Source organism: Klebsiella sp. C349492, assembly GCF_042055345.1.
GTDB classification, from domain to species: domain Bacteria; phylum Pseudomonadota; class Gammaproteobacteria; order Enterobacterales; family Enterobacteriaceae; genus Klebsiella; species Klebsiella scottii.
On the sequence record NZ_JANQCE010000005.1, the window covers coordinates 350,254 to 366,681 of the forward strand.

Genomic DNA, 16,428 nt, shown 5'->3' on the forward strand with positions numbered 1-16,428 from the left:
CGAAGACAACGATTGGATGAACGTCCAGTTCCCCGGCTGCAAACAAGGCGTCCTGCCCGTAATACACCCTCCGCAAACGCGGAGGGCAAACGGCAACCTTACTCGCCCTGCTCAGCGACCGGAGCTTCCGGTGCGCTTACAGGCTGAGTCTGCTCAGTTGCTTCTTTGATGCTCAGACGGACGCGGCCCTGACGGTCAACTTCCAGAACCTTAACCGGCACTTCCTGACCCATCTGCAGGTAATCGGTCACTTTCTCAACGCGCTTGTCGGCGATCTGAGAAATATGCACCAGACCTTCTTTACCGCCGCCGATGGCAACGAATGCGCCAAAGTCAACGATACGGGTCACTTTACCATTGTAGATACGACCAACTTCGATCTCAGCGGTAATCTCTTCGATACGACGAATAGCGTGCAACGCTTTGTCGCCGTCGGTCGCTGCGATTTTCACGGTACCGTCATCTTCGATTTCGATGGTGGTGCCGGTTTCTTCAGTCAGCGCACGGATGACGGAACCACCCTTACCGATCACGTCTTTGATCTTGTCCGGGCTGATCTTGATGGTGTGGATACGCGGTGCGAATTCGGAGATGTCGCCGCGCGGCGCGTTAATCGCCTGCTCCATTACGCCCAGGATGTGCAGACGCGCACCTTTAGCCTGGTTCAGCGCAACCTGCATGATCTCTTTGGTGATACCTTCAATTTTGATATCCATCTGCAGCGCAGAGATACCGTCGCGGGAACCCGCAACTTTGAAGTCCATATCGCCCAGGTGATCTTCGTCGCCGAGAATATCGGAGAGAACGACATAGTTGTCGCCTTCTTTCACCAGACCCATTGCGATACCCGCAACGGAGGCTTTAATCGGCACGCCAGCGTCCATCAGCGCCAGAGAGGCACCGCAAACGGAAGCCATGGAAGAAGAACCGTTAGATTCGGTGATTTCAGAAACCACGCGGACGGTGTACGGGAATTCTTCGGTGGTCGGCATTACGGCCAGTACGCCGCGCTTAGCCAGACGACCGTGACCAATTTCACGACGCTTCGGTGAACCTACCATTCCGGTCTCGCCTACGGAGTACGGAGGGAAGTTGTAGTGGAACAGGAAGGAGTCGGTACGATCGCCCATCAGCTCATCGATGTTCTGCGCGTCACGCGCGGTGCCCAGGGTCGCGGTAACCAGCGCCTGAGTTTCACCACGGGTGAACAGTGCGGAACCGTGGGTACGCGGCAGTACGCCGGTACGAACGTCCAGACCACGAATCATATCTTTTTCACGACCATCGATGCGCGGCTCGCCTGCCAGTACACGGCTACGAACGGCATTTTTCTCGATAGCGTGCAGAATTTCACCCAGCTCGTTAGCGTCCAGGGCTTCATCTTCAGCAGTCAGCGTGGCGATTGTTTCAGCTTTGATCACACCAATCTGAGCATAGCGCTCTTGTTTGTCAGTGATGCGGTAAGCATCGCTCAGGCGAGCTTCAGCCAGGGCTGCAACGCGGGCATTCAGCGCGGCGTCTACGACTTCCGGCTGCCATTCCCAGCGCGGTTTACCCGCTTCTTTCACCAGGTCATTGATGGTCTGAATAACAATCTGCTGCTGCTCGTGGCCGAATACCACCGCGCCCAGCATCTGGTCTTCGCTCAGCAGTTCTGCTTCGGATTCAACCATCAGGACCGCAGCTTCGGTACCGGCAACAACCAGGTCCAGCTTACTTTCTTTCAGCTCATCCTGAGTCGGGTTCAGTACGTACTGGTCGTTAATGTAGCCCACGCGCGCGGAGCCGATAGGACCGTTAAACGGAATACCGGACAGAGACAGCGCAGCGGAAGCACCGATCATCGCAACGATGTCCGGGTTAACCTGCGGGTTAACGGAAACAACGGTGGCAATAACCTGAACTTCGTTAACGAAACCTTCCGGGAACAGCGGACGAACCGGGCGGTCAATCAGACGCGCAATCAGGGTTTCGCCTTCGCTTGGACGGCCTTCGCGACGGAAGAAACCACCCGGGATTTTACCTGCTGCGTAGGTACGTTCTTGATAGTTTACGGTCAGCGGGAAGAAGTCCTGGCCTGGCTTCGCTTTCTTCTGGCCGACAACGGTAACGAATACCGCAGTGTCATCCATGCTTACCATGACGGCGGCAGTGGCCTGACGTGCCATCATGCCGGTTTCCAGAGTGACGGTGTGTTGGCCGTACTGGAATTTACGAACGATCGGATTTAGCAAAATTCTATCCTTTTATCAAAAAGTGACGCTATATCGAGGATATAGCGTCAGATGACCCGATCTTCTGCATCCTCGCGACTAATGACAACCTTTACCCGCCCCTGCGGATGAAGCCTCTCATTAGCCGCGCGAACCTCTGCACGAAGATCATTAATAGCAACAATACATGAGTTTTTAGCTAATTGCTGCCGCCTGGTCGAAAAAAGGGGCCCTGAGGCCCCTTTTTCTGAAACTCGCAGAATTAGCGACGCAGACCCAGACGCTCGATCAGCGAAGAGTAACGTGCAACATCTTTACGTTTCAGGTAGTCGAGCAGTTTACGACGCTGGGAAACCATGCGCAGCAGACCACGACGGCTGTGGTGATCTTTTTTATGCTCGGAGAAGTGACCCTGCAGATGGTTAATCTGGGCAGTCAGCAGTGCAACCTGAACTTCGGTAGAACCGCTGTCGTTTTCGCCACGACCAAACTCAGAAACGATTTTTGCTTTAGCTTCAACGCTTAGAGACATTTTAAAACTCCAAAAATTAAAAGAAAGAAAGGGTGCCGATCTCTAATTCAGCGACCCCTGATGCGACGCCCGAAAATGTTAAAACACTTTTGCGGACGTCAGGCGGCGATATTCTACTCGCAGCCAGCTTTTATCGCAAGAACAGCCCTCAGGCAGGGTATTCAACGACCAGACGACGCGGCGCCACGCGGCCCTCGTCATCAATTTCACCCATCCCGAGAAACTTCTCGTCTTCGCCTTCCGTTACGCGTACCAGCCCCTGCTTCGGCGCTCCCGAAGTGCGGACCGGATTACCGTTTTTAAAGTATACCGCCGACGTTTCTGGAATATTAACCAGCGGATAATCCGACGCCGGGCTGTCCATCGGCATCAGCAGTGGGTCGAGCAGCTGCGCGGCAGGAATATCCTGCTCTTGCGCCTGTTCAACCAGCGCCTGCAGCTGTTCGAGCGTCACCATACGTTCAACGGGGTATTTGCTGACCGCCAGGCGGCGCAGGAAAATCACGTGGGCGCCGCAGCCCAGTTTTTCGCCTAAATCGTCGATAATCGTCCGAATATAGGTGCCTTTTGAACAGTGGATTTCCAGCTCGAGCTCATCGCCTTCGTGGCGAATAAACAGCAGCTCGTAGACGGTAATCGGCCGGGCTTCGCGCGGGACGTCAATCCCCTGGCGGGCATATTCGTACAGCTTTTTACCCTGGTACTTCAGCGCCGAATACATTGACGGCACCTGCTGAGTCTCGCCGCGAAAGCCTTCCAGCGCGGAGGCCAGCTGAGCGTCGCTGAAGGCCAGCGGACGCTCTTCCACCACCTGACCATCGGCATCAGAGGTATCGGTGCGTTGACCCAGTTTGGCAATTACGCGGTAACGCTTGTCAGAATCGAGCAGGTACTGGGAAAACTTGGTCGCTTCTCCGAGGCAAATCGGCAGCATGCCGGTTGCCAGCGGATCCAGCGCACCGGTATGTCCTGCCCGGTTAGCGTTATAAATACGTTTTACTTTTTGCAGTACGTCATTGCTGGAAGCCCCCTGGGGTTTATCCAGCAAAAGTACGCCGTGCACATCGCGGCCGCGACGACGAGGACGACTCATTAGTCCTCCTTGACGTCGTCCGGATTCACACGACGCTCATCGTCATGCTTCACCACGCTGGTCACCAGGTTAGACATGCGCATCCCTTCGACCAGCGAGTTGTCGTAGAAGAAGGTCAGTTCCGGCACGATACGCAGACGCATCGCTTTACCCAGCAGCGAGCGGATAAATCCGGATGCTTCCTGCAGCGCTTTAATGCCCGCTTTAACAGCGGCTTCATCTTTGTCGTTCAGGAACGTCACAAACACTTTGGCATAGGCCAGATCGCGGGACATTTCTACACCAGAGACGGTAGTCATCATACCCAGGCGCGGATCTTTAATTTCGCGCTGCAGGATGATAGCAATCTCTTTTTGCATCTCCTGAGCTACGCGCTGCGGGCGACCAAATTCTTTCGCCATAATAAATTCTCCAGAATAAAGACAAAAAAGGGGCTATAAGCCCCTTTTTAAAATGATTGCCGGGTGGCGCTTCGCTGACCCGGCTTACCCTCGGCGATCTTCCGTCAATTTTGAGCTGCAGCACAAGGCGCTGCGGCCCAATAGTCGACCAAGATTACGCGATGGTACGTTGGATTTCGATGATTTCGAACACTTCGATCATATCGCCAACGCGAACGTCGTTGTAGTTCTTAACGCCGATACCACATTCCATACCGTTACGGACTTCGTTAACGTCATCTTTGAAGCGGCGCAGGGATTCCAGCTCGCCTTCATAGATAACCACGTTGTCACGCAGTACGCGGATTGGGTTGTGACGCTTAATCGTGCCTTCGGTAACCATACAGCCCGCGATGGCGCCAAATTTCGGCGATTTGAACACATCACGCACTTCAGCCAGACCAATGATCTGCTGTTTCAGTTCCGGAGACAGCATGCCGCTCATTGCTGCTTTAACTTCGTCGATCAGGTTATAGATGACGGAGTAGTAGCGCAGATCCAGGCTTTCAGATTCAATCACTTTGCGAGCAGATGCATCAGCACGCACGTTGAAGCCAACCAGGATAGCGTTGGATGCCGCAGCCAGGGTCGCGTCGGTTTCGGTGATACCACCTACGCCAGAACCAATGATCTTCACTTTAACTTCGTCGGTGGACAGTTTCAGTAAAGAGTCAGAGATAGCTTCTACAGAGCCCTGAACGTCCGCTTTCAGTACCACGTTCACTTCGTGAACTTCGCCTTCGGTCATGTTAGCGAACATGTTCTCAAGCTTAGACTTCTGCTGACGCGCCAGTTTGACTTCGCGGAATTTGCCCTGACGATACAGCGCAACTTCACGCGCTTTTTTCTCGTCACGAACAACGGTCACTTCGTCGCCCGCAGCCGGAACGCCGGACAGGCCGAGGATTTCAACCGGAATGGACGGACCCGCTTCCAGCACTTCCTGACCCAGTTCGTTACGCATTGCACGAACGCGGCCGTATTCGAAGCCACACAGAACGATATCGCCCTTGTTCAGAGTACCTTCACGTACCAGAACGGTAGCTACCGGACCACGACCTTTATCCAGGAAGGATTCGATGACCGCGCCGCTTGCCATACCGTTGCGAACGGCTTTCAGCTCCAGAACTTCAGCCTGCAGCAGGATGGCGTTCAGCAGATCGTCAATACCGGTACCGGCTTTCGCAGAAACAGGGATGAACTGAGACTCGCCGCCCCACTCTTCCGGCATAACGCCGTACTGAGACAGTTCGGTTTTAACACGGTCCATATCAGCTTCTGGCTTATCGATTTTGTTGACCGCAACGACGACCGGCACCTGCGCTGCTTTCGCATGCTGGATAGCTTCGATAGTCTGCGGCATCACACCATCGTCCGCGGCAACAACCAGAACAACGATATCCGTTGCCTGAGCACCACGAGCACGCATCGAGGTAAACGCGGCGTGGCCCGGGGTATCCAGGAAGGTGATCATGCCGTTTTCAGTTTCAACGTGGTACGCACCGATGTGCTGGGTAATACCACCCGCTTCGCCGGAGGCAACTTTCGTTGAACGGATATAGTCGAGCAGAGAGGTTTTACCGTGGTCAACGTGACCCATGATGGTCACAACCGGTGCACGGGCTTCTGCCGCGGCGCCGGTATCACGGTCGCTCATTACCGCTTCTTCCAGCTCGTTCTCACGACGCAGGATAACCTTGTGGCCCATCTCTTCGGCAACCAGCTGTGCGGTTTCCTGGTCGATGACCTGGTTGATGGTCGCCATTGCGCCCAGCTTCATCATCGCTTTGATGACCTGAGAGCCTTTGACCGCCATCTTGTTAGCCAGATCGCCAACGGTGATGGTTTCGCCAATGATGACGTCACGGTTCACGGCCTGAGCCGGCTTCTGGAAGCCCTGCTGCAGGGAAGAACCTTTACGCTTGCCGCCTTTACCACCGCGTACGGCCGCACGGGCTTCTTCGCGATCGGCTTTGGATTCAGCGTGCTTGTTGCCTTTCTTCTGAGGGCGTGCTGCTTTGGCGTTACGGCCACGGCCGCGACCGCCTTCAACTTCACGGTCGTTGTCGTCTTCTGCCTGACGGGCATGCTGAGACGTGGTCACGTGATAGTCAGAGGTTTCTTCAGGAGGCGTTTCTGGCGTTTCGGTCCAGTTCTTTTCATTTTCGGCAGCCATACGGCGTGCATCGTCCGCCACGCGGCGCGCTTCTTCTTCAAGCTTGCGACGTGCTTCTTCTTCCGATTTACGCTTCAGCTCTGCAGCTTCGTTTTCACGGCGGCTCTTTTCAGCCTGGGCGGTTTTAGTCATGTCGTCGGTTTGTTGATTGCTCACTTTGTCTTTTTCCGCAGCTTCACGTTTCGCTTTATCAGCGACTTCACGTTTAGCTTGTTCTGCGGCCTCACGTTCAGCTTTTAATTGCGCCTCTCGCTTAGCCGTTTCTTCAGCTTCACGATGGGCCTGCTCTTCCGCTTCACGCTGCGCCTGCTCTTCCGCGGCAAGGCGTTCTGCCTCTTGCGGATCGCGTTTCACAAAGGTGCGTTTCTTGCGGACTTCGATTTGTACCGATTTGCTCTTTCCACCGGTACCTGGAATATTTAACGTGCTGCGCGTTTTGCGCTGCAGCGTCAGCTTGTCGGGCGCCGAGCCGTGTTCACGGTTCAGGTGCGTCAACAAGGTTTGCTTCTCTTGCGCGGTCACAGAGTCATCGACCGATTTGCGGATCCCTGCATCAGCAAATTGCTGTATCAGGCGATCCACAGAGGTCTGAATCTCTGAGGCCAGCGCTTTAATGGTCACATCTGTCATGCTGTTCCTTCCTGCTACAGTTTATTACGCTTCGTCGCCGAACCAACAAATATTACGGGCGGCCATGATGAGCTCTCCGGCTTTTTCGTCGGTCAACCCTTCGATATCAGCCAGATCATCAATGCCCTGCTCGGCGAGATCTTCCAGCGTACAAACGCCACGGGCAGCCAGTTTGAAAGCCATCAGACGTTCCAGACCTTCCAGATTCAGTAAATCATCGGCAGGTTTAGTGTCTCCCAGGCTTTCTTCCTGAGCCAGCGCCAACGTGGTCAGCGCATTTTTCGCACGCTCACGAAGTGCTTCAACGGTGGCTTCATCCAGACCGTCGATTTCCAGCAGTTCTTTCACCGGCACATAGGCCAGTTCTTCCAGAGTGGCGAAACCTTCTTCAACCAACATCGTAGCGAAATCTTCATCAATATCGAGATACTTGGTGAAAGTATCAATCGCCGCATGGGCTTCAGCCTGATGCTTAGCCTGCAGGTCATCAACGGTCATCACGTTGAGTTCCCAGCCGCTCAGCTGCGATGCCAGACGCACGTTCTGACCGTTACGGCCGATCGCCTGCGCCAGATTGCCCGCTTCAACGGCGATATCCATGGTGTGTTTGTCTTCATCCACCACGATAGACGCCACGTCAGCCGGAGCCATCGCGTTAATCACGAACTGCGCCGGGTTATCATCCCACAGGACGATATCGATACGCTCGCCGCCCAGTTCGGTAGAAACCGCCTGAACGCGCGCACCGCGCATGCCGACGCAGGCGCCAACCGGATCGATACGCTTATCGTTGGTTTTCACCGCGATTTTCGCACGGGAACCCGGATCGCGAGCGGCGGCTTTAATCTCGAGGACTTCTTCACCGATTTCCGGCACCTCAATGCGGAACAGTTCGATCAGCATTTCCGGCTTAGAACGGGTAACGAACAGCTGAGCGCCGCGCGCTTCCGGACGTACCGCGTACAGAACGCCGCGAATACGGTCGCCTGGACGGAAGTTTTCACGCGGCAGCATATCTTCACGCAGGATCACGGCTTCAGCATTGCTGCCCAGATCCAGAGTGATGTTATCGCGGTTCACTTTTTTCACCACGCCGGTGATGATTTCACCTTCGTGCTCGCGGAACTGATCGACAACCATTGCACGTTCGGCTTCACGTACTTTCTGTACGATAACCTGTTTTGCCGTTTGCGTGGTGATGCGGTCGAAGGTGACGGATTCAATCTGGTCTTCGACAAAGTCACCAGGATTCATGCTTTCGTCTTCGTAACGCGCCGCTTCAAGCGTAATTTCGCGAGTCGGCTGGGTAACTTCTTCAACGACCAACCAGCGACGGAAGGTATCAAAATCACCGCTACGACGATCGATGCTCACACGCACGTCGATCTCTTGTTCGTATTTTTTCTTTGTAGCCGTTGCCAGAGCGCTTTCCAGCGCTTCGAAAATCTTCTCGCGCGGCAGCGCCTTTTCGTTGGAAACGGCTTCAACAACAGCCAAAATTTCTTTGTTCATCGGGGCCTTTCACCTCAATCCAGACTGTTAAAAGTGGGGAACCAGGTTCGCCTTCTGGATGTTACTCAGCGCGAACACTTCATCTTTGCCTTCGACGGTTACCGTGATCATTTCACCATCTACCGCTTTGATAATGCCCTGCCATTTGCGGCGATTTTGAACCGCCATACGCAGTACCAGCGAAACTTCCTCACCGGAAAAACGCGCATAGTGTTCGGCGGTAAACATCGGGCGATCGAGACCAGGTGAAGACACTTCCAGGTTATAAGCAACGGTGATCGGATCTTCGACGTCCATGACAGCACTGACCTGGTGGCTAACATCAGCACAATCATCAACATTGATGCCATTATCACTATCAATATAGATGCGCAGTGTGGAAGTGCGACCACGAACGAATTCGATGCCGACCAGCTCAAAGCCAAGCGCTTCAACCGGCGCAGTGAGCATCTCTGTTAATTTTTGCTCTAATGTGGACAAACCCACCCCCAAGACATAAAAAAAGGGCGTATAGCCCAGTTATTCTGAAGTCAGATAACAAAAAACCCCGATAAATCGGGGTTTTAGATAACTGAACCCTGCGATCGCAACTGCGATCTGGAACACTTCCAGGAGAATTCTTTCAAATTCGGCTACGAAGGACCAGGTCCTCACAGTATATTTGAAAAAGTACTCAAAGGGAAAGTGGTTGCGGGGGCCGGATTTGAACCGACGACCTTCGGGTTATGAGCCCGACGAGCTACCAGGCTGCTCCACCCCGCGCCTGAAACGTGGCATATTTTACTCTTATTGAGCAAAAGACGCAAATACTGCTGGGATTTGGTACCGAGGACGGGACATAAAATCGTGGTAAAGTGTATTGATAAACCCTATATTTTGTCAACATGTATTTCACATTGCCCGCTTCCCGTTTGTGCTGGCATTTCGCCCTTTTTTAGCAAAAAAGTAATGAATCACTTCCTGTCATCCATAAAAGATGATTAAATGAAAACTCATAATTAATGCATAAACATGCAATAGGGACATATCCCATTTGACGTAATTTTTACGCCACCTTGGCATGGAGAGCGCGAGAAGACCGGCGTGTATGGTTATACATAAAGGTTTTTAAGCATGACCCTGAACCTCAATGGCAAACGGAATAGTCAAATGGGACAGGTTCTGGACCTGGTAAACCGAACTCACAACAGTCTATCTAGCAGGGTTTTATTTTATGACGACGATTCTTAAGCATCTCCCGATTGGTCAACGTATTGGTATCGCTTTCTCTGGTGGACTGGATACCAGCGCCGCCCTGCTGTGGATGCGTAAAAAAGGCGCGGTGCCGTACGCCTATACCGCTAACCTGGGCCAGCCGGACGAAGAGGATTACGATGCTATTCCTCGCCGCGCCAAAGAGTACGGTGCCGAGGGCGCTCGTCTGATCGACTGCCGCAAACAGCTGGTTGCTGAAGGCATTGCCGCGATCCAGTGCGGCGCATTCCATAACACCACCGGCGGTCTGACCTATTTTAACACCACCCCGCTCGGTCGTGCCGTTACCGGCACCATGCTGGTTGCCGCGATGAAAGAAGATGGCGTTAACATCTGGGGTGACGGCAGCACTTATAAAGGCAACGATATCGAGCGCTTCTATCGTTACGGCCTGCTGACCAACGCTGAGCTGAAAATTTACAAACCGTGGCTGGATAGTGACTTTATCGATGAGCTCGGCGGACGTCAGGAAATGTCCGAGTTTATGATTGCCTGCGGCTTTGACTACAAAATGTCCGTCGAGAAAGCCTACTCTACTGACTCCAACATGCTGGGCGCAACCCACGAAGCGAAGGACCTGGAATTCCTTAACTCCAGCGTCAAAATCGTCAACCCGATCATGGGGGTTAAGTTCTGGGATGAGAGCGTTAAGATCCCGGCGGAAGAAGTGACCATTCGCTTTGAGCAGGGGCATCCGGTCGCGCTCAACGGCCAAACCTTCAGCGATGATGTGGAACTGATGCTGGAAGCAAACCGCATCGGCGGTCGTCACGGGCTGGGCATGAGTGACCAGATTGAAAACCGCATTATCGAAGCAAAAAGCCGCGGCATCTATGAAGCACCGGGGATGGCGCTGCTGCATATTGCCTATGAGCGTCTGCTGACCGGTATCCATAACGAAGATACCATTGAGCAGTACCATGCCCACGGTCGTCAGCTGGGTCGTCTGCTGTACCAGGGACGCTGGTTTGATTCTCAGGCGCTGATGCTGCGTGACGCGCTGCAACGTTGGGTGGCGAGCGCGATTACCGGTGAGGTCACGCTGGAGCTGCGTCGCGGTAATGATTACTCCATTCTGAACACCGTCTCCGACAACCTGACCTATAAAGCAGAACGTCTGACGATGGAAAAAGGCGACTCCATGTTCTCCGCAGAGGACCGTATAGGCCAGCTGACCATGCGCAATCTGGATATTACCGATACCCGCGATAAGCTGTTCGGTTACGCGCAATCCGGCCTGCTCAGCGCCTCTTCAACTACCGGTCTTCCGCAGGTTGAGAATCTGGAAAATAGAGACAAATAATCTATCTTCATCTCCTCTTTCAGCCGACGCTAATCCGTCGGCTTTTTTCTTTCCCCAGAATTGCGCCATAAAACCTGGGGCCCATAATTTTACCGGCCGCAGTATCTAATAATCATTGCCTATGTCAGACCACCGCGGGAGATTGATCGCCTGCTGGCGACGCTTGAACCTTACGCTACCAAACGGACGGCCTTCAGTACCTTATCGATCTCTTCATTAACCCGGCAACGGTTAACAGCCTGCAATGCTGCATGGCGTTACCCACCTCTTATAAATAGATGAGCGCGACTTTAGCGACCTGGATGGGATCAAGGCCAGCGGAGAGTTATTTATAAATAAACAGCCGTCGATTTAAGGCAAAAAAAAAGACGCTTTTCAGCGTCTTTTTTTTGGAATATTGGTACCGAGGATGGGACTCGAACCCACAAGCCCGTTAGGGCACTACCACCTCAAGGTAGCGTGTCTACCAATTCCACCACCTCGGTACAGATACTACTTATCAGTGCGGGATATCGCTGCTCGGCTGCGCCGGCGCTGCTGGCTGAGTCTGCTCGGATTTCGGCGCGCTCAGATTATCCCACTCACTTCCTTTACTGGTCTTGTTGCTGTTGATATTGCCCAGCACCAAACTAATGATGAAGAACAACGCTGCCAGAATACCGGTCATGCGGGTCATGAAGTTACCAGAACCGCTGGAACCGAACAACGTGCCGGAAGCGCCTGCTCCGAACGAGGCTCCCATATCAGCGCCTTTACCTTGCTGCAGCATGATCAGACCAACAAGGCCAATCGCCACAATAAGGAAAACAACTAAAAGAGCTTCTTGCATAATCAACCTGTTCCTTGCGGATTCGCCGCATACCAATTGCTTCGACCAATAAAGCGGGACGCATTAACGTTTCCCACTGAAGCGGGTGTGAATACTAACCAAAGCGAATGACCTTCGCAAGGGCAATTTCGACGCATTGTATCAACTGCAGAAAAAAACAGCAAAAAACCGTTTATTGGCAATTAAAAAAGCGGCAAGCGCCGCCTTTTTAATCACTTAGCGCCACAAGCTATGCGTTTTTAACCGCATCAGCGATGCGGTGAGCGAATTCGTGCACCTGCTCTTCGTGCTCGCCTTCAACCATCACGCGAATCAACGGCTCGGTGCCGGATTTACGTAGCAGCACCCGGCCGCGTTTACCCAACGCCGCCTCAACCTCTGCGGTGACCGCTTTTACGTTCTCATGCTCAAGCGGATTGCTGCTGCTATCGGTAAAGCGCACGTTGACCAGAATCTGCGGGAACATCTTCACGCCGCTACACAGATCGTGCAGGCTCATATGGTTACGTACCATCGCGGCAACGACCTGCAGGCTTGCAACAATGCCGTCGCCGGTCGTCGTCTTATCCAGCAGGATAACGTGGCCGGAGTTTTCGGCGCCAATACGCCAGCCTTTCTCCTGCATTTTCTCCAGCACATAGCGGTCGCCCACTTTTGCGCGAGCAAACGGGATGCCCAGCTGTTTGAGCGCCAGCTCCAGTCCCATATTACTCATTAGCGTGCCCACGGCGCCGCCGCGCAGCTGGCCCTGACGCAGGCCTTCGCGGGCAATGATGTAGAGAATCTGGTCGCCATCGACCTTATTGCCTTCATGGTCGACCATAATGACGCGGTCGCCATCGCCGTCGTAGGCAATGCCCAAATCGGCCTTTTCCGCCAGCACCCGAGCCTGTAGGGCCCGAACATCGGTGGCTCCGACCTCTTCGTTGATATTAAGGCCGTTGGGCTCACAGCCCATGGCAATAACCTGTGCCCCGAGCTCACGGAAGACGTTAGGCGCAATGTGGTAGGTCGCGCCGTGGGCGCAGTCGACAACCACCTTCAGCTCGTTCAGGCTCAGCTCATTCGGGAAAGTGCCTTTGCAGAACTCGATGTAGCGGCCGGCCGCATCGACAATCCGGCTGGCTTTGCCTAGTTCAGCGGAATCGACGCAGGTCAGCTCTTTCTCCATCTCGGCTTCAATCGCTTCTTCGACGTTATCCGGCAGCTTAGTGCCTTCAATAGAAAAGAACTTGATACCGTTATCGTAGAAAGGGTTATGCGACGCTGAAATGACGATCCCGGCCTCCGCGCGGAAAGCACGGGTCAGATAAGCCACCGCCGGCGTTGGCATTGGGCCAGTAAATGAGGCGGAGAGACCGGCAGCGGCCAGGCCTGCTTCGAGGGCCGACTCCAGCATATAGCCAGAGATGCGGGTATCTTTACCGATAATGATTTTACGCGAACCGTGACGCGCGAGAACTTTTCCTGCAGCCCAGCCCAGTTTAAGCACAAATTCCGGCGTAATTGGCGCATCGCCAACGCGGCCACGGATACCATCGGTGCCAAAATACTTACGGTTACTCATAACGTTTATTTTCCTTTGTGGCCAGTGTGGCTTCCACCACGCGCAGCGCTTCTACCGTTTCTTTGACGTCATGGACGCGAACTATCTGCGCGCCCTGCATCGCCGCAATTACTGCGCAAGCCAGGCTACCGCTGAGGCGCTCCGTCGGCCCAACGTTCAGTAACTGGCCGACCATCGACTTACGCGACATGCCTACCAACAGCGGGAGACCAAAATGATGGAACTCACCGAGTCGAGCAAGCAGCTCATAATTATGGGAAAGATTTTTACCGAAACCGAATCCTGGGTCGAGCAACAATTTATCTTTTGCGATCCCAGCCCGCTCGCAGCGCACGATATGCTCCGTGAAAAAACGCGTCACATCGGCGAAGACGTCTTCGTACTTCGGCGCAGCCTGCATGGTTTTCGGCTGCCCCTGCATATGCATCAGACACACCGGTAGCCCGGTCTCTGCCGCCGCCTCCAGCGCGCCTGGCTCCGTTAACGAACGGATATCGTTGATGATATGCGCCCCTACCCGTGCGGCCTCACGGATCACTTCAGGCTTCGACGTATCGACCGAAATCCACACCTCAAAACGCTGAGCAATGGCTTCCACAACCGGGATCACTCGCGCCAGCTCTTCCTCAACGCTGACATCCAGAGCTCCCGGACGCGTCGATTCGCCGCCGATATCAATGATAGTCGCGCCGGCATTAATCATCAGATTGGCGTGCTTCACCGCGTCTACCAGCGAATTGTGCGTCCCGCCGTCGGAGAAGGAGTCTGGCGTAACGTTAAGGATACCCATCACGTGCGGGTGGGTGAGATCGAGGGTTGAGCCCTGGGCTACAAGTTTCATCACGAGATCCCTGAATCAGGAGAGATTAATAAAAAGAAAAACCCCAGAGCGGACGCCCCAGGGTTTAGATATGCACAACCACATCAACAGCGGCTAACTTATTTGTCGCCTAACTGCTCTGACATCGTGTTACCCGGGTTTGGCGTACGCGGTTCGTCGACCGGACGCGGCGCACTCGGGGTGCCGTTATTGCCAGAATTGTTGGTGCCAGGATCTTCCCAACCAGCCGGCGGACGAACGTCACGACGTGCCATCAGGTCATCAATCTGCGGTGCATCGATGGTCTCATATTTCATGAGCGCATCTTTCATCGAATGCAGAATATCCAGATTGTCATTGAGGATCTGACGGGCACGGTTGTAGTTACGCTCAACCAGTGATTTCACTTCCTGGTCGATGATACGCGCTGTCTCATCGGACATATGCTTCGCTTTCGCTACGCTACGTCCCAGGAATACTTCACCCTCTTCTTCCGCATACAGCAGCGGACCGAGTTTGTCGGAGAAGCCCCACTGAGTCACCATGTTACGTGCCAGGTTGGTCGCGACTTTGATGTCGTTCGACGCGCCGGTAGAAACATGCTCTACGCCGTAGATAATCTCTTCTGCCAGACGGCCGCCGTACAGGGTCGAAATCTGGCTTTCCAGCTTCTGACGGCTGGCGCTGATTGCATCGCCTTCCGGCAGGAAGAACGTGACGCCTAGCGCGCGGCCGCGCGGAATAATAGTGACCTTATGCACCGGATCGTGTTCCGGCACCAGGCGACCGATAATCGCATGGCCTGCTTCGTGGTAAGCGGTCGACTCTTTCTGTGCTTCCGTCATCACCATGGAGCGACGTTCCGCACCCATCATGATTTTGTCTTTTGCCTTTTCGAACTCAACCATCGATACCACACGCTTGTTGCCACGGGCAGCAAACAGAGCGGCTTCGTTCACCAGGTTCGCCAGGTCAGCACCAGAGAAGCCCGGGGTACCACGCGCGATGATTGCCGCATCGATATCAGGCGACAGCGGAACGCGACGCATATGAACTTTCAGGATCTGCTCACGGCCGCGGACATCCGGCAGACCAACGACGACCTGACGGTCGAAGCGGCCCGGACGCAGCAGCGCAGGGTCCAGAACGTCCGGACGGTTTGTTGCGGCGATAACGATAATACCTTCGTTACCTTCGAAACCATCCATCTCAACCAGCATCTGGTTCAGCGTCTGCTCACGCTCATCGTGACCACCGCCCAGACCAGCGCCACGCTGGCGACCGACGGCGTCGATTTCATCGATGAAGATAATGCACGGAGCCGCTTTCTTAGCCTGTTCAAACATGTCGCGCACGCGAGATGCACCAACACCGACGAACATTTCTACGAAGTCAGAACCGGAAATTGTAAAGAACGGCACTTTCGCTTCACCGGCGATCGCTTTCGCCAGCAGCGTTTTACCCGTACCCGGAGGGCCGACCATCAGGACGCCTTTCGGGATTTTACCGCCCAGCTTCTGGAAACGGCTCGGCTCACGCAGATACTCCACCAGTTCGGCCACTTCATCTTTCGCTTCATCGCAGCCCGCGACATCAGCAAAAGTGGTTTTGATCTGGTCTTCCGTCAGCATACGGGCTTTGCTTTTGCCGAAGGACATCGCGCCCTTTCCGCCGCCGCCCTGCATTTGCCGCATAAAGAAGATCCAGACGCCGATCAGCAACAGCATCGGGAACCAGGAAATAAAGATGGAAGCCAGCAGGCTCGGCTCTTCCGGCGGTTCGCCAACCACTTTGACGTTTTTCGTCAACAGGTTATCGAGCAGCTTCGGATCGTTAACCGGAATGTAAGTCGTGTAACGGTTACTATCTTTCTTGGTAACGTTGATCTCACGTCCGTTGATACGCGCTTCGCGAACCTGGTCCTGATTGACCTCTTGCAGGAAGGTTGAATAATCCACCTTACGGCCATTAGACTCGCTGGGCCCAAAGCTCTGGAATACTGACATCAGCACGACGGCAATGACCAGCCAGAGTATTAGGTTTTTCGCCATGTCACTCA

At 54.1% G+C, this 16,428-nt stretch carries 12 protein-coding genes and 2 tRNA genes; 1 reads left to right on the forward strand and 13 read right to left on the reverse strand.

All coding sequences use genetic code 11. From position 1 onward, the window contains the following. Positions 1-98: 98 nt before the first annotated feature. The 8 genes from pnp to NWP14_RS19545 all read right to left on the reverse strand — a co-directional run bounded on the left by pnp (position 99) and on the right by NWP14_RS19545 (position 9,358). Positions 99-2,234, reverse strand: coding sequence for a polyribonucleotide nucleotidyltransferase (pnp, locus tag NWP14_RS19510; RefSeq protein ID WP_331834975.1), 2,136 nt, complete (start codon positions 2,232-2,234; stop codon positions 99-101). Positions 2,235-2,475: 241 nt separating this feature from the next. Beyond that, a complete protein-coding gene (rpsO, locus tag NWP14_RS19515; protein WP_004868066.1) occupies positions 2,476-2,745 on the reverse strand; it encodes a 30S ribosomal protein S15 in 270 nt (89 codons plus the stop codon). A gap of 148 nt (positions 2,746-2,893) precedes the next feature. Next, positions 2,894-3,838, reverse strand: a complete 945-nt coding sequence (gene truB, locus NWP14_RS19520) for a tRNA pseudouridine(55) synthase TruB (protein ID WP_346430612.1) — start codon at positions 3,836-3,838, stop codon at positions 2,894-2,896. After that, positions 3,838-4,239 (reverse strand): 30S ribosome-binding factor RbfA, encoded by a 402-nt coding sequence (rbfA, locus tag NWP14_RS19525; RefSeq protein WP_041147389.1) that lies wholly within the window; start codon positions 4,237-4,239, stop codon positions 3,838-3,840. The genes truB and rbfA overlap by 1 nt, the downstream gene beginning before the upstream one ends. A gap of 154 nt (positions 4,240-4,393) precedes the next feature. Further along, positions 4,394-7,084: a translation initiation factor IF-2 gene (gene infB / locus NWP14_RS19530; RefSeq protein WP_095099877.1), complete on the reverse strand. Its 2,691-nt coding sequence runs from the start codon at positions 7,082-7,084 to the stop codon at positions 4,394-4,396. A 24-nt stretch (positions 7,085-7,108) separates the two neighbouring features. Further along, entirely contained in the window at positions 7,109-8,596 is a 1,488-nt protein-coding gene (gene nusA / locus NWP14_RS19535; RefSeq protein WP_331834977.1) for a transcription termination factor NusA, read from the reverse strand. A 27-nt stretch (positions 8,597-8,623) separates the two neighbouring features. After that, positions 8,624-9,076 carry a ribosome maturation factor RimP gene (gene rimP, locus NWP14_RS19540; protein WP_143350162.1) on the reverse strand — a complete coding sequence of 151 codons (453 nt, stop codon included), beginning with the start codon at positions 9,074-9,076 and terminating at the stop codon, positions 8,624-8,626. A gap of 205 nt (positions 9,077-9,281) precedes the next feature. Next, a tRNA-Met gene (locus NWP14_RS19545) sits at positions 9,282-9,358 on the reverse strand. Between the two features lie 451 nt (positions 9,359-9,809). On the opposite strand from NWP14_RS19545, the gene argG reads away from it, so the two are divergent. Further along, positions 9,810-11,153: an argininosuccinate synthase gene (argG, locus tag NWP14_RS19550; RefSeq protein WP_095099886.1), complete on the forward strand. Its 1,344-nt coding sequence runs from the start codon at positions 9,810-9,812 to the stop codon at positions 11,151-11,153. A 398-nt stretch (positions 11,154-11,551) separates the two neighbouring features. Here argG and NWP14_RS19555 read toward each other — a convergent pair. The 5 genes from NWP14_RS19555 to ftsH form a co-directional block, all read right to left on the reverse strand. Continuing rightward, a tRNA-Leu gene (locus NWP14_RS19555) sits at positions 11,552-11,638 on the reverse strand. Positions 11,639-11,652: 14 nt separating this feature from the next. After that, positions 11,653-11,982, reverse strand: coding sequence for a preprotein translocase subunit SecG (secG, locus tag NWP14_RS19560; protein ID WP_041147397.1), 330 nt, complete (start codon positions 11,980-11,982; stop codon positions 11,653-11,655). Between the two features lie 229 nt (positions 11,983-12,211). Then, positions 12,212-13,549, reverse strand: a complete 1,338-nt coding sequence (gene glmM / locus NWP14_RS19565) for a phosphoglucosamine mutase (protein ID WP_095099889.1) — start codon at positions 13,547-13,549, stop codon at positions 12,212-12,214. Beyond that, positions 13,542-14,390 carry a dihydropteroate synthase gene (gene folP, locus NWP14_RS19570; RefSeq protein ID WP_095099891.1) on the reverse strand — a complete coding sequence of 283 codons (849 nt, stop codon included), beginning with the start codon at positions 14,388-14,390 and terminating at the stop codon, positions 13,542-13,544. The genes glmM and folP overlap by 8 nt, the downstream gene beginning before the upstream one ends. A 98-nt stretch (positions 14,391-14,488) precedes the next feature. Continuing rightward, positions 14,489-16,420 (reverse strand): ATP-dependent zinc metalloprotease FtsH, encoded by a 1,932-nt coding sequence (gene ftsH / locus NWP14_RS19575; protein ID WP_041147400.1) that lies wholly within the window; start codon positions 16,418-16,420, stop codon positions 14,489-14,491. Positions 16,421-16,428: the final 8 nt, after the last annotated feature.

Bases quoted from the DNA above. Each gene is read 5' to 3' on its own strand.
- rpsO (WP_004868066.1), bottom strand. From the start codon at position 2,745: ATGTCTCTAAGCGTTGAAGCTAAAGCAAAAATCGTTTCTGAGTTTGGT.
- truB (WP_346430612.1), bottom strand. From the start codon at position 3,838: ATGAGTCGTCCTCGTCGTCGCGGCCGCGATGTGCACGGCGTACTTTTG.
- rbfA (WP_041147389.1), bottom strand. From the start codon at position 4,239: ATGGCGAAAGAATTTGGTCGCCCGCAGCGCGTAGCTCAGGAGATGCAA.
- infB (WP_095099877.1), bottom strand. From the start codon at position 7,084: ATGACAGATGTGACCATTAAAGCGCTGGCCTCAGAGATTCAGACCTCT.
- nusA (WP_331834977.1), bottom strand. From the start codon at position 8,596: ATGAACAAAGAAATTTTGGCTGTTGTTGAAGCCGTTTCCAACGAAAAG.
- argG (WP_095099886.1), top strand. From the start codon at position 9,810: ATGACGACGATTCTTAAGCATCTCCCGATTGGTCAACGTATTGGTATC.
- secG (WP_041147397.1), bottom strand. From the start codon at position 11,982: ATGCAAGAAGCTCTTTTAGTTGTTTTCCTTATTGTGGCGATTGGCCTT.
- glmM (WP_095099889.1), bottom strand. From the start codon at position 13,549: ATGAGTAACCGTAAGTATTTTGGCACCGATGGTATCCGTGGCCGCGTT.
- folP (WP_095099891.1), bottom strand. From the start codon at position 14,390: ATGAAACTTGTAGCCCAGGGCTCAACCCTCGATCTCACCCACCCGCAC.
- ftsH (WP_041147400.1), bottom strand. From the start codon at position 16,420: ATGGCGAAAAACCTAATACTCTGGCTGGTCATTGCCGTCGTGCTGATG.